The sequence below is a fragment of the Rossellomorea aquimaris genome, from assembly GCF_008180865.1.
In the GTDB taxonomy this organism is placed as follows: Bacteria; Bacillota; Bacilli; order Bacillales; family Bacillaceae_B; genus Rossellomorea; species Rossellomorea yichunensis.
Map to the genome: position 1 here is coordinate 305415 of NZ_VTEX01000002.1, position 13588 is coordinate 319002.

A 13588-nucleotide genomic window follows, 5' to 3' on the forward strand; every position below is an offset into this window, starting at 1 on the left:
GAGTGGTTGTAATGAGTAAAAATGTGGTCTTGGAAGTAAAAAACTTAAAAACCCATTTCACTTCGAAAAAAGGAGTGACGAAAGCCGTGGATGGAATCGATTTTGTCCTTCACGAAGGAGAGACGCTTGGGATCGTAGGAGAATCGGGCTGTGGAAAAAGCATGACCTCCCTTTCGATTCTTCGTCTTGTCCCCTCCCCTCCCGGAAAGATTGTGGACGGAACCATTGAATTGAAAGGGAAGGACATCCTTAAAATGTCCGAATCCGAGCTTAGAAAAGTGCGCGGAAACCAAATTTCTATGATATTCCAAGAGCCTATGACGTCATTGAATCCTGTCATACCCGTCGGGGAGCAGATTGCAGAAGCTGTTCGCATCCACCAAAAGCTCGGTAAAAAGGATGCATGGAAAAAAGCGGTCGAAATGCTCGAATTAGTAGGCATCCCTTCTCCTGAACATAGGGCGAAACAAGAGCCTTTTCAGCTGAGCGGCGGAATGAGGCAACGTGTCATGATTGCGATGGCTCTTGCCTGCAACCCGGAGGTCCTGATTGCAGATGAACCGACTACGGCACTTGATGTAACGATCCAGGCACAAATCCTTGAGCTGATGAAGGACCTTCAGAAAAAGCTGAATATGGGAATCATCTTCATCACACACGATTTAGGAGTGGTAGCCGAGCTATGTGACAAAGTTGCGGTTATGTATGCGGGACAGGTGGTGGAATATAGTTCGACGGAACAATTATTCTCCAATCCGAAGCATCCATACACAAATGGGCTGCTGTCTTCATTACCAAAATTGCATGAAGACCAGGCAGAGCTGGAAACGATGCCGGGAAGCGTCCCTTCCCCCTATGACATGCCAAAAGGCTGCCGTTTTTCTCCCCGTTGCGCATTGGCAACCGCACGATGTCACGAGGAAGAGCCACAGCTCAATTCTTCGAAGGATGGCAGTCAAATCAGATGTTTTCTATATAATGCCGAGAAAGAGGTGCAGATGACATGACCGCTGTGATGACTGAAAAAAAACCTATTTTGGAAGTGAAGGGCCTGAAACAGTACTTCCCTATCAAAAGGGAGTCCTTGTTCCAGCCGAAACAAGTGGTGAAAGCCGTGGATGATATCACTTTCACGCTGTACGAAGGGGAAACCCTCAGTATTGTAGGTGAGTCCGGCTGCGGTAAATCGACAACCGGCCGTGCCATCCTTCAGCTGGATAAGCCGACGGAAGGCAGTATCCAATACAATGGAATCGAATTGAACAGTCTATCCAAAAAGGGATTAAGAAATATGAGGGGCGATATCCAGGTCATCTTCCAGGATCCGTTTGCCTCGTTGAATCCGAGACAAACCGTCCGCAAGATCCTGAAAGAAGCCATGACCATACAAAAAGTACTGCCTCCTTCCAAACACGAAGATCGTATGAAGGAATTATTGGACTATGTGGGCCTTCCGATTACGTCACTGGACCGTCTCCCACACGAGTTCAGCGGTGGTCAGCGACAAAGGATCGGAATCGCACGGGCGTTGGCTGTCAATCCCAAAGTAATCATTTGTGATGAAGCCGTATCGGCACTCGATGTATCCATTCAGGCACAAATCTTGAACCTGTTAAAGAAACTTCAGAAGGAATTGAAATTAACGTACCTCTTCATTTCCCATGATTTAAGCGTTGTACGTCATATATCAGATCGGGTGATCGTGATGTATCTGGGGAAGGTGGTCGAGATCGGGACAAAGCATGAGCTGTTTGACAATCCTACCCACCCTTATACCAAAGCCTTGCTTTCAGCCATCCCCGTACCTGATTTTTCTCAGAAAAGAGAAAGAATCCTTTTAAAAGGGGATGTACCTTCCCCATTGAATCCGCCATCAGGATGTAAGTTTCACACCCGCTGCCCTCTGGCAACGGATTTGTGTAAAGCAGAACTGCCTCCTATGACCGGACATGGGGAGCATTTCACACGGTGCCATTATGTCTAAACATATTTTCAGAATCTTAGTTTTCTTATAAAATAGAAAGTATGACTCACCACTTTAGGAGTTCTTCACATGATTACACAAGAATCCTTTTCATTTTATATCATGCTGTCCGTATTAGCCCCAATCATTGGGGCTTTTAGCTTATTATTTCTCTTCCTATTTGAAAAACGTCTGGATCAACTGGAGAAAGAAAAGAACCAACTGCTTCTGAAACAGGAACTTCAGGAAGCTAAATACAACCAACTGAATCAGCAGATCCAGCCCCACTTTTTTTTCAATACGCTTAATGTCATCCTGAGCCTGGCACGTTTGAATCGCAAGGAAGAACTGGTTTCTGCCATCGAGGTCCTTTCCAAATACTTTAAATTCAAATACAAACAGACTGACCCTTTGATCACCATGGAGGAGGAGATTCAATACACCCAATATTATCTCGACATTCAAAGGCTGAGATTCAGAGATCGTCTCCAAATAGTATGGAACGTGGAAGAGAGCTGCAAGTCTTCACTAGTCCCTCCTTACCTCCTGCAGACCCTTGTTGAAAACGCATTTAAGCATGGTCTTGAAAAGCATCCTGGGCAAGGCAAGCTGATCATCATCCTGAATGAACAAAGGAAAAAAGTGTACTTAGAAGTATGGAACAGCTCATCATCTTCTTTGGACACGCTTGATTCTCAAAAGGAAGACCGTGGAATTGGATTACATAATATCCAGAAGCGATTACAGATGCTCTTTCCAAAGGAAGAAATCCTCATTCAGCTGAATGAAGAAGCCAAAGGAACAAGCGTCCAAATCTTTTGGCCACGTATGACCAGAGAAGACAACATTACTTGATGAAGGAGGAAGCGTAATGCATATTTTACTCGTTGACGATGAGCCCCTTGAACTGGAGCAGCTCAACTACATGATTCACGAAAAATATCCTTATTGGACGATTCATACTGCCGCGGATGCGTCACAGGCTTTAAAGATTCTGACGGAACATCCGATTCGCCTTACGCTGCTCGACATTCAACTGCCTGGTAAATCAGGGATCGAACTCGGGATTGAAATGAAGAAATATGATCATATCGACATCATTATGGTCACCGCCTACCAATCATTCGATTATGCACAGGCCTCCCTGCGACTCGGCGCAAAGGATTATTTAACTAAACCGATTATTGAAGAAGAATTATTTCAAGTTCTCAACCAATATAAATACGCATCCATCCAATCCCATATCGTCCAGGAAGCATTAACGATCATCCATGAACAATACAGCGATAAGCTCTCCCTTTCATCATTGGCGAGCCAGATCCATATCAACGGTACGTATCTTAGCAGGAAGTTTCATGAAGAAATGGGGATCAGCTTCTCTGAATATCTGAATGATTTCAGAGTCCAGGCCGCACAGAGATTACTTCGGCAGGACACCGAAAAGTCCATCTCTTCTATTTCTGAAGAATGCGGATTCAGCAGCCAGCACTATTTCAGTTCATTATTCAAGAAGCAAACAGGATACACTCCAAGGGAATATCGGATAAGAGAGAAGGTATAAATCAATGAAGCCACGAACGTACCGTGAATATATACAAGGAACCATCACGTTTGGTGTGGCGTATGGAGTCGTTTCGCTCCTGGCAAGATGGGTGACCGGCAATACGATTTTGTCTTCTCCTGAAACACTCGTGAAATATGGACTGCTTGGTGGAATTGGCTACGCCATGATGGGAGCCACCGCTCTCTTTCTATTCGGGTGGATCACCCCCTATATCAGGGAACGATTCCCAAACTCCATGACTCTAGGGGATGTATTGAAAGAAAGACTCCGGGGCCGGTCATACTGGTTCGTCATGTGGGTATTACTCCTGACAAGCCTGGACTCCCTGCTCATACAAGCACTGGGAGCAGGTGTGCTATTCCACTTTCTATTGAAAACACCGATTTATGTAGGATTACTCGTATTTTTTTTATATTGCTTCTTGTTGTCCATAGGAGGCATGAAGCAAATCCATCGATTTGAAGGGATTCATATCTCGTTTATTTTCGCAGCCATCATCCTGATTCCCGTTTATTTTTTTATCCAAAAAGGTATTTTTCCCGTTTACGATGGATTGCTTCTTTATCATCCCTACTTATTATTTCTGAAACATAATGAAATCACCTTGTTCATTCTTACCGCATTTCTGATTGGATTCGGACAAGTATTGATCGACCGGGCGAGCTGGCAGCGGATTTATATCATTGAAAAATCCAAGGTACGAACATCCTTTATGATGGCCGGGATCATATGGGCGACCATTCCCCTTGCCTTCACCGCGATTGTACTGATTGCGGTTTATGGGCAGGGCTTTGAAAACATTTACTCCATATTGAGTCAGCTGGTGGAGAAAATCGACTCATTGTTTCTGCTTCTATTATTTATCGGCTGCTGCTTCAGTGCCATCGCCTCCACCGTGGGGGCAGAGCTCCATGCCACATCGATCATGGTCATCCGGAATATGCTGAACCACAAGTTCGATTGGAGTGAAGACCAGCAATTGAAAAAGACCTATTTGGTCTCCGGTGTGCTTTCCCTTTCACTCTTTCTCATCAGCTCGATCCTGTCACCGAGTCTGATGGAGCTCATCTTCTTTTTTGCCCAGGTGTATGCATCCATCATCCCGACCATGCTAGTGGTCATCTTTTATAATAGAATGATCCCGATGCTCCTTCCTTATTGCTCATTGATAGGTTTAGGGACCGGGTTGCTGTCTCTACTAAGCTATAATTCAATTCAATCGACCTGGATCAGCTTTTTCGTGTCGAGTGGGTTAGTGGTGATATCCCTGGTGGTTAATGAGATTCGGATTCATAGAAAATGAGACCACACTCGTAATGGTCCGAGTAAGAGAGTCATCAAATAGGCGACTCTTTTGTCTTAATGGACTAAGACATCTACTAATCACAGGTTTGTATGATGTTATCTATAAAGCCTCATCGTGATAGAATGAGAGAAACGATGAAACAAGTTAGAAAATATGAAAAACCATTAAGGAGGAAAGATAAGAATGACAGAATCAAAGGAATGGAAACATGGTGCTCGCGGGCATTCATTCATTACTTCGTTTAGCGGAGGAAAAGATAGTGTTTTAGCTCTATACAAAGCATCGAAGGATGGAGATGCGCTCGGGCTGATTGTAATGCTGGAGGAAGAAGGAAAGCGGTCCAGATCCCACGGAATGCCTCCGGAGCTTATCCGTGCACAAGCAGAAGCGATCGGCTTGCCCGTATTCACTGCAGCCGCCAGTTGGACAGATTATGAAGAAGTCTTCATGACCCTTTTAGAAAAAGCAAAAGATCAAGGGGCCGAAGTGTTAGTGACGGGAGACCTGGATATGCCTGAACACGGCTGTTGGCATGAAAAAGTAGCGAAGAACGCAAGGCTGAAGCTTGGGATGCCTTTATGGGGAATGAACCACCGCGAAGCTGTCGAAGAGTTCATCAATCTGGGATTTGTATCCATCGTTGTAACGGTTAATTTATCCCTGGGCATGCGCACTGAAGATTTAGGTCGCACGTTAACCCATGAATACATAAAGGAACTAGAAGCCCGAGGGATCGATCCTTGCGGAGAAGGTGGAGAATTCCATACTACAGTAGTGGATGGACCGATTTTCAAACATCCTGTTCCCGTTTTAAAACGTGAGATTTTGAATGACGGAGATTATGCTTTTTTGCCTTTGGAGCTGGATCGAGTTAGAACAAACCTGCATGATGATTGAATCAAGACAAAGCTGAAGATCAGATGATTGATCTTCAGCTTTTTGCCTCTATAAATTAAATTTGCACTCCCGATTCCAACACCAGATGTTCTTTGAGTGTTTGCTGTAATGTCCCCTTTGTCTCTATTTGACCGTCAAATGCGACTCCTGTATCAACTATTTTTCTGACAAGCTCTACCCGCAGTCCTGTAAGGATGGCTTTGCATCCCATCATATTAACTCCGTTTAAGATCTTCCCAAATTGAAAAATGACATCCAATTCCATTTCCGCAATACCCGATAAATCTATAATAAGGGTTTGAATTTTCATAGAACTGATTCCCATCAACACTTTTTCTTCCAGTGTATGAACCCGATAGGTATCTATCCTTCCAATTAAAGGCAATACCGCAATCGAGCTATTGATTGGAATGATAGGTACCGATAGATTTTCCACCAGCTTTTTCTGTGACAACAGCTGTTCATCTTTGTAATCAGAATAACTGATAAAGAAATTATTCAGGAACTGATCAACACTGTCATTGATTCTTTTTTCCAAATCAAAGAATTTCTTTCGCGGAGATTCATTATCCTCATTTTGATTATCATATTGATAAAGGAAATACCATAGAGTTCTTCTAATTGCATGTACCCATTCCAGTTTGAATGCAAGTGTGAGAGAATGCTGCGCCCATGCTATGCCTTCTACTTTTGCAAATTTAACCAGCTCTTCTTCTTTGTTTTCAACGATATAATGAGCTAAGACTTCTGCATTCTTTACCAGATCGATGTTTCCCTTTTCTAGAATATCATTGATTTTGCTACTAACATTTACAGCTTCAGATAAGAGTTTTTGCTTAAAATCCTCTCTGTTAGCCGTAAGAAAATCCGCTATATCTTCTTTATTATGGAATGTATTATTCATAGTAACACGCTCCTTTTTTATTCCGGATATATTCCTTATTCGTTTCTATGAATGAAAATCCTTCAAAAACAAAGGTTTCAATTATTAATTGAACATTTTATACCTATATTATTCAAGAGCCCCCCGATGCTTGGGAACACACTCCATTTGCCATGATGAACCTCAGAATAAACTCATCCTCCCGATACAAAAAGGTCAACAAAACAAAAAAAGCAGTAAAGATATCTTAATTTTACATGTCTGAAAATTCTTATAATTAAATAAATACGGAGGGGAGGATGATTAGATGAAGACGAAGGTAAATTGTTTCAGGAGCAGGTTTTTCATGATTGCAATAATGGTACTGATGGTAGCGATTAGCGGTTGCTCCACCAATATGGGGGCAAGTTCAGGTGATCAGGCTGATGGACAGGCTTCCAAGAAGGAGAATAGCCTGGTCATTGCCCGTCTATCCGATGTGGAGAATCTCGATCATCATTTTATGTCAACCATCAATGCGGCAAGTGTAACACACGGTAAAATATATGAGGGGCTTGTCGGCAGAGATAAAAACGCCAAAATTAAGCCATTACTTGCAAAGGAATGGGAGCAGCTGGATGAAACAACGTGGGAATTCAAGCTAAGAGATGATGTCTCGTTTCATGATGGGTCAGCATTTAACGCCGAGGCTGTCAAGAAAACGTTCGATCGATTAACAGACCCAAAGGTGGCTTCTCCTCGAGCTGTTGTTTTCAAAATGGTCAAGGAAGTAAAAGTAGTCGATGATCATACCGTTCAATTTCTTTTATCTGAGCCTTTTTCACCCTTATTATCCATCCTGGCGAGCCATGAAGGCGGAATCATCAGTCCAAAGACCATTGAAAAATACGGGAAAGACATTATCCAAGAGCCGGTCGGCACAGGTCCATTTGTGTTCAAGTCCTGGGAAACGGGAAAAGAGATTGTGTTTAATAGAAACGACAAGTATTGGGGAGATCAACCAACTATAAACCAAGTGGTTTTCAAAGTCGTACCTGAAGAGACAACGAGAATTTCCATGCTTGAAACGGGCGAAGCCCATATTGCAGAACCCCTTTCTATCACGATGATGGATTCAGTGAAGGCATCCAATAATGTTGAAGTCTACCGAAGTGAAGGCTTTGGTACGGAGTATGTAGGTTTCAATGTGCAAAAAGAACCTTTCAACGATGTCCGTGTCCGGAAAGCTATATCCCATGCGATTGAAATGGACTCCATCATGAAAGGTGTATTCAATAATATAGGAAAAAAAGCGAACTCCTTATTGGGATCTAAAGTGTTTGGCTATCATCCGGATATGAAATCATATGAATATAATGTAAACGAAGCCAAGAGGTTACTGGCCGAAGCAGGGTATCCTGATGGATTCAAAACCACATTGCTTACAATGGACAGTAAGGAAAGGATCAGCCTGGCTGAAGTCATGCAATCCCAGCTCAAAGGAATTGGAATCGACTTAGAAATACAGATTCAGGAGTATGGAAGCTTTGTAGAGCAAGCCACAAGTGGAAATTCGGAAATGTTCATCATCAGTTGGAGAAATGCCACAGGCGATGCGGATTATAATCAATACAATCTATTCCACAGCAATTCCCATGGACCTGCCGGAAATACATTTTTCTATAGTAATGATGAGGTAGATCAATTGATCGAACAGGCACGTTCTGAAATGGATCAAGAGAAACGATTGGAGCTTTATGCAAAATCTCAGGAGCTGGAAATGAAAGACGCGGTCTACATCCCGGTTCGGGTGATTGAAAACATGGCGGCGATTCGAAACAACGTAAAAGATTTTTCAATCAGTCCTGCCGGTTATTTGGAAATCAATGATATTAGCATTCAATAATATTTCACTAAACGATTTAGTAAGATCAAAAATGAGAAGTTGCCTAACTTCTCATTTTTGATTTCTATTTACTTATTCTTTCTTTCCTGCGCTTTAATGGCCACCTTCTCAAGTCCATTTTGTGCAAATTCCACATCTGACTTCGGCATCGCTTTATTATTTTTAAGGTCCTTATTCTTCTGTTTAGACATTCTTTCACCACCCTTTTGGTTGTATTTATATAGTGCACAAGGGTGGCAGCAAATATGAAGCATCTCGACGTTTTTCCTCTCCTACCTTTAAAAAAGTCGACTCCATAGGAATCGACTTAAAGAAATTAAAAAACCCCATTCTCATTGGGTGAATCCTCCGGAATGGCTTGCCCAACATCCCACAATTCAACGATCCGCTCATCCTCGAAACGGAAGATATGAACGACAGCCCCTCCCAGGTCCTCTGGATTCTGTCTCACATGTGAATGGACCGCAACCGTGTCACCGTCCTGGATGGCACGTTTGACATCGAGTATCTTGTCCGGGTTCCCGGCTGCATTCTCCTCCATGGCAGACATAAGCGAATCTGCATCTCCTGGAAAATACGGATTGTGGTGGCGAAAGTCAGGACCTGCGTGACTCTCGTATGCTTCCCGGACGTTTCCTGATGCGACAAGTTCCAGGAATGAGACTGCTCTTTCTTTAATGGTGAGTCTACCATTCATTTCAATCATCCTTTCATTTCAACCGTGATACATTTCATTTTAAAGGAAAAGGATGGAATTGGCGAATGAGTGTCCTTGATTAAAAAAGCATTGACCCACGCAGGTCAATGCTTTAAGATTATCGCTTATTAAACGCATTTAACATCCAAATATGCTGCTCCAGGGATGTTTTAATTCCGATAAATAAATCAGCTGTAGGCTGGTCTTGAGAATCCTCTGCTGTCTCAATGATTTTCTTGGAATCCTTTACGATTTGTTCAAAATCGTTCACTAAGGCATCCACCATTTCAGTAGACGATTCTTTTCCGTTGGATTCTTCAATGGTAGCCGTTTCGAGGTATTCTCTTAGTGTGGCGATCGGCTTCCCTTTAATCGTCAGAATTCTTTCTGCCACTTCATCAATATAATTACCCGCTTCATTGTAGTATTCTTCAAATTTCTCATGCAGGGTGAAGAATTCCGGACCCGTTACATACCAATGATAATTGTGTAATTTTGTATAAAGGACGTTCCAATTTGCAAGTTGTTTGTTAAGTGCCACGACTAATTGTTGATTCATGTATGTTCTCTCCTTTGTCTTTGTTATAAATGTATTATATCCTTATTTATAATTATTATCAATTAATAAGAATTATCATAAATGGATTACATCATTATTTTTTCCACCGATTTTGATAAAATACGTTTTTCTCAAAAATAAAACCAACAGGAGCGCGACTCTTTCATGAGTCCATCACTCCTGTTGGTTTAAGTAAAACAACGCGTAAAAATAACCGGTAGAGGAAATGACCGTCATATATCTCATCCACGCATTCTCATACCAAGGATAAATCAATAAACAGCCAGAGATGATCACGATCATTACCCCATGCACCGCAAATCGTGAATTCACCGGATTATCCACCAGTAGACCCGCTATCATCAGGACGATGATGAATGAAACAATCATATAATAGTATTTTTTATGTAATCGACCATGAAATTCCTTCATTAAAAATGCTCCCACTAGAAAACTCTATTTCTGTCATTCTATGACAGGACATAGTAACTATCTTACAAAAACCGGGAATAGTCAATAATGGAAATCAATTAAAATGGGAGGGACGGACCTTCACAAGGTCCGTCCCTTCTCAATACCTCTTCAATATGATTAGAAAATATTCAACAGCTCATCAAATGAATCAACGGCTTGCGTATATTCTTCCGCTTCTCCAAAACCATAGCGGGCATAGATAAATGGAATCCCCGCTTCCTTTGCCGCCTTTTGGTCCCCTACTGTATCTCCAACGTATACAGGGTCATTTAAATGGTTGCGCTCGATGATGAGCTTAATATTTTCCCCTTTTGAAAGTCCTGTCCTGCCAGGGTTCTCGTAATCGATGAAATGCTTATCCAGTCCGTGATATTCATAAAAGGCCTCAATGTATCCGTCCTGACAGTTGCTCACGATAAACAGCTTGTACTTCTTTGACAGCTCTACAATCACCTCTTCCACATGATGATAGAGACTCCCTCCATGCTTACTTAAGTGTGGGATTTCATGGCGGGACAGATTTTTCAGAAGCTTTTCCCGCTCCTCTTCGTTCAATTCAGGGAACAATCTCTTCCCGATTTCCTTCATTTGAAGCCCCATGGTTTCTTCAAGATGCTTCCTTGTTATGCCTTCTTTTAACTGGTTATGCTCGTTGATGACGCTGTTCCATGCTTCCAGAACGGATTCAATGGGATCCCATAGTGTGCCGTCCAAGTCGAAAATGATGCTGTCCATGCCTTATTCCTCCAGTTCGTTTAGTGTTTTGATACAGGTAAAAATTGTAATTATATGTAGTATAGCAGAAATTTTCAGTAGGAAGGAGGGGTTTCCTAAGTGATCTATGCTGGTCCCATAGATCACACACCGAACAGGAAATTTATGTTAATATAATTAGTAAAGTCATAGACTATAACGGAGGAAAATTCAATGAGCAAACATACAGAGCTGCATAATCTAATACATGAAAGCTGCAAAGAACTCGACTTCTCAGGTGTCGTCCTCGTCAAACAAGGGACAGAAGTATTATCAGAAAGCGCACATGACTTTGCGAATCGATCGGACCAGATTCCTAACACCCCGGGTACACGATTCGGGATTGCCTCTGGGAGTAAGTTATTCACGAGCATAGGGATAGGTCAATTGGTTGAAAAAGGGTTACTCTCTTTTGACACTCGTCTGAAGGATTGTTTGGATATCGACTTTCCTCATTATGATGAACGTGTGAGCATCCATCATCTTTTGACACATACATCAGGCATTCCGGATTATTTCGATGAGGAAGTGATGTCTGATTTTGAAGATCTGTGGAAAGAAACACCTGTATATCATATGAGATCACTACAGGACTTTTTGCCATTCTTTCAATCAAGTCAGATGAAATTCACTCCCGGCGATCGATTTCATTATAATAATGCAGGGTTCATCCTATTGGGATTGATCATTGAACAGCAAACAGGGCAGTCTTTTACAGAATACATAGAATCTGAGATTTTCCATAAAGCAGGCATGGTCCATTCAGGCTATTTTTCATTGGACTGCCTTCCTCCAAATACGGCAGTGGGATATATAGAGGAAGAGAATACATGGAGAACCAACCTCTATTCAATTCCTGTAAAAGGCGGGGCTGACGGCGGGGCGTTTATTACAGCATCAGATATGATGAACCTTTGGGAAGCTTTATTTTCTTATAAACTAGTAAATGAAGAAACGACCGGGAAACTGCTGACCCCTCATGTCCATGTGAACGGAGAAGTGCACTATGGTTATGGAATCTGGATGAACCAAAGGAATGATGAAATCTACAAGTTTCATGTGATGGGATATGATCCCGGAGTCAGCTTTCGTGCCTCTTATTATCCTAAACTTGACTTGAAGCTGGCGATTCCGTCCAATAGAGAATCGGGACCGTTTGAAGTGACAAAAGCCCTTGAAGGACATTTCGGGATCTGAGCGTATTAACTAGGGTTCCATCGTCTGGACATTCAGTCATCGAAGAACGATGGAACCCCATTCTTTAAAATGTCATTTTCCATATACCTCAAGTTAAGATATTCATCCTTTTTTCCAACACCTTCAATTGAAATATCTCTTAATTCCCCATATTAAAACACTAAGCGCAACAAAGGTTAAAAGCAAGTCTAGTAAAGGCGTCCTTTTCCTTCCATTCTTCAGATTCATCACTGCGTCATATAAGCCCTTAAACACCCAAAAAGCGATTAGAGACATCCAGCCGATGGAGTCATTTTGAGGCTGGTCATCAAACATCATGATCCATGCCGCTATAATAAAGGAAAGCAGGAAAACATTGATTGCGATTTTCAGAGGTTTATTCAACTCATAAGGCTCCACTCTTCCACCCTCCTTTTCACATGCCTGCGTTAGATTCCCATCTTTCTTACCGCTTTTAATAAGCTTTTCACCCTGTTCCACTGCTCCCCCAGGCAAATCCCAGATTGGATAATCCTTGCGCTAAAACAGCCTGACGTGCTTGTCATATTCGTTATCCCCATTTCACCGAATCTACTCACACCGGAGTCAAGAATTCTTAATTTACACCATCTACAATAACATAAATTACCAAAAGTTTTACAGAATGAAGTTCTTTTCATTTTTCATATAAAAAAGAGCCTATCCTTTTAGAATAAGCTCTTGGTCAATGGTTTCATAAACTATCCTTTATTCAGCTGGTGACAACTCGCTCTCTGTCACCCATTTATGATTCTTTACTTCTTCTCCACCTGTCACGGGTGTGAAATCCACCATATACACCGTAGTTTCTTCAGCAGATTCCACTGTGGCAGTCGCATCTTTCATCCCTTCCATATGATCTGCGTCCAATACGACCTCATCACCGGAGGTATAAGGTTCCTCCCCATGACCGGCAATTTCTTCATGGATGACCCATTTATGGTCTTTCACTTTTTCTCCACCAGTGGTCGGTGTATAGGTAACGGTATAGACGACGGTCTCATAAGCACCTGAGATCGAGGCTTCTGCTCCCTTCATTCCTTTCATATGGTCATCTTGGATGATGGCTTTGCTTCCTACTGGATATGTCGGATTGGCAGCTTCCTTCAAGCCTTCCGGTACTTCTCCTGAACTGGAGTGGTTCATGTCATCATGATCCATTCCGTCCATTTCTTCCTTCATCTCCTGATCATTTCCGCCTTCATGTCCCGTATCCTCTCCATTGTTGGAGCAGGCTCCCAATAGGAGAAACAGTGCTGTAACGAGTAACAGGATCGTATTTTTACTATTTGTAGTCATGGTCATCCTCCTTTTTATCTTCTCAACCAAGTTTACCCAGTAAAATTGCAATTTATATGGAGAACGGAAATAGAATCATGAAGAATTTATGAC

General features: G+C 42.2%; 16 protein-coding genes. 8 read left to right on the forward strand and 8 right to left on the reverse strand.

Going from position 1 to position 13588, the window contains the following annotated elements; genetic code table 11:
* Positions 1–11: 11 nt before the first annotated feature.
* The 6 genes from FZC88_RS08985 (at position 12) to FZC88_RS09010 (ending at position 5730) form a co-directional block, all read left to right on the forward strand.
* On the forward strand, positions 12–1007 hold the full coding sequence (locus FZC88_RS08985) for an ABC transporter ATP-binding protein (protein ID WP_148994522.1): 996 nt from the start codon (positions 12–14) through the stop codon (positions 1005–1007).
* Complete coding sequence (locus FZC88_RS08990) at positions 1004–1984, forward strand: ABC transporter ATP-binding protein (RefSeq protein WP_148994523.1); 981 nt, start codon at positions 1004–1006, stop codon at positions 1982–1984. The genes FZC88_RS08985 and FZC88_RS08990 overlap by 4 nt, the downstream gene beginning before the upstream one ends.
* A gap of 69 nt (positions 1985–2053) precedes the next feature.
* The gene (locus FZC88_RS08995) at positions 2054–2818 is read left to right on the forward strand and encodes a sensor histidine kinase (protein ID WP_148994524.1); all 765 of its coding nucleotides are present in this window, start codon (positions 2054–2056) and stop codon (positions 2816–2818) included.
* A gap of 16 nt (positions 2819–2834) precedes the next feature.
* Complete coding sequence (locus FZC88_RS09000) at positions 2835–3524, forward strand: response regulator transcription factor (protein ID WP_148967892.1); 690 nt, start codon at positions 2835–2837, stop codon at positions 3522–3524.
* Between the two features lie 4 nt (positions 3525–3528).
* Complete coding sequence (locus FZC88_RS09005; RefSeq protein WP_148994525.1) at positions 3529–4830, forward strand: SLC5/6 family protein; 1302 nt, start codon at positions 3529–3531, stop codon at positions 4828–4830.
* Between the two features lie 186 nt (positions 4831–5016).
* The gene (locus FZC88_RS09010; protein WP_148994526.1) at positions 5017–5730 is read left to right on the forward strand and encodes a Dph6-related ATP pyrophosphatase; all 714 of its coding nucleotides are present in this window, start codon (positions 5017–5019) and stop codon (positions 5728–5730) included.
* A 55-nt stretch (positions 5731–5785) separates the two neighbouring features.
* Here FZC88_RS09010 and FZC88_RS09015 read toward each other — a convergent pair whose 3' ends face one another.
* On the reverse strand, positions 5786–6634 hold the full coding sequence (locus tag FZC88_RS09015; RefSeq protein WP_148994527.1) for an STAS domain-containing protein: 849 nt from the start codon (positions 6632–6634) through the stop codon (positions 5786–5788).
* 325 nt (positions 6635–6959) lie between these two features.
* On the opposite strand from FZC88_RS09015, the gene FZC88_RS09020 reads away from it, so the two are divergent.
* Positions 6960–8498, forward strand: a complete 1539-nt coding sequence (locus FZC88_RS09020; RefSeq protein ID WP_397541179.1) for a glutathione ABC transporter substrate-binding protein — start codon at positions 6960–6962, stop codon at positions 8496–8498.
* A gap of 68 nt (positions 8499–8566) precedes the next feature.
* On the opposite strand, the gene FZC88_RS24425 is transcribed toward FZC88_RS09020, so the two are convergent.
* The 5 genes from FZC88_RS24425 to FZC88_RS09040 all read right to left on the reverse strand — a co-directional run bounded on the left by FZC88_RS24425 (position 8567) and on the right by FZC88_RS09040 (position 10963).
* Entirely contained in the window at positions 8567–8689 is a 123-nt protein-coding gene (locus tag FZC88_RS24425) for a hypothetical protein (protein WP_262371810.1), read from the reverse strand.
* 125 nt (positions 8690–8814) lie between these two features.
* Positions 8815–9204: a nuclear transport factor 2 family protein gene (locus FZC88_RS09025; RefSeq protein ID WP_397541180.1), complete on the reverse strand. Its 390-nt coding sequence runs from the start codon at positions 9202–9204 to the stop codon at positions 8815–8817.
* Between the two features lie 109 nt (positions 9205–9313).
* Positions 9314–9754 carry a Dps family protein gene (locus FZC88_RS09030; protein ID WP_148994530.1) on the reverse strand — a complete coding sequence of 147 codons (441 nt, stop codon included), beginning with the start codon at positions 9752–9754 and terminating at the stop codon, positions 9314–9316.
* Between the two features lie 174 nt (positions 9755–9928).
* On the reverse strand, positions 9929–10186 hold the full coding sequence (locus tag FZC88_RS09035) for a hypothetical protein (RefSeq protein WP_148994531.1): 258 nt from the start codon (positions 10184–10186) through the stop codon (positions 9929–9931).
* Between the two features lie 159 nt (positions 10187–10345).
* Complete coding sequence (locus tag FZC88_RS09040) at positions 10346–10963, reverse strand: HAD family hydrolase (protein ID WP_148994532.1); 618 nt, start codon at positions 10961–10963, stop codon at positions 10346–10348.
* Between the two features lie 192 nt (positions 10964–11155).
* On the opposite strand from FZC88_RS09040, the gene FZC88_RS09045 reads away from it, so the two are divergent.
* The gene (locus FZC88_RS09045; RefSeq protein WP_148994533.1) at positions 11156–12178 is read left to right on the forward strand and encodes a serine hydrolase domain-containing protein; all 1023 of its coding nucleotides are present in this window, start codon (positions 11156–11158) and stop codon (positions 12176–12178) included.
* Between the two features lie 123 nt (positions 12179–12301).
* Here FZC88_RS09045 and FZC88_RS09050 read toward each other — a convergent pair whose 3' ends face one another.
* Positions 12302–12658 (reverse strand): hypothetical protein, encoded by a 357-nt coding sequence (locus FZC88_RS09050; protein ID WP_148994534.1) that lies wholly within the window; start codon positions 12656–12658, stop codon positions 12302–12304.
* Positions 12659–12904: 246 nt separating this feature from the next.
* The gene (locus tag FZC88_RS09055) at positions 12905–13501 is read right to left on the reverse strand and encodes a YdhK family protein (protein WP_148967876.1); all 597 of its coding nucleotides are present in this window, start codon (positions 13499–13501) and stop codon (positions 12905–12907) included.
* Positions 13502–13588 lie beyond the last annotated feature (87 nt).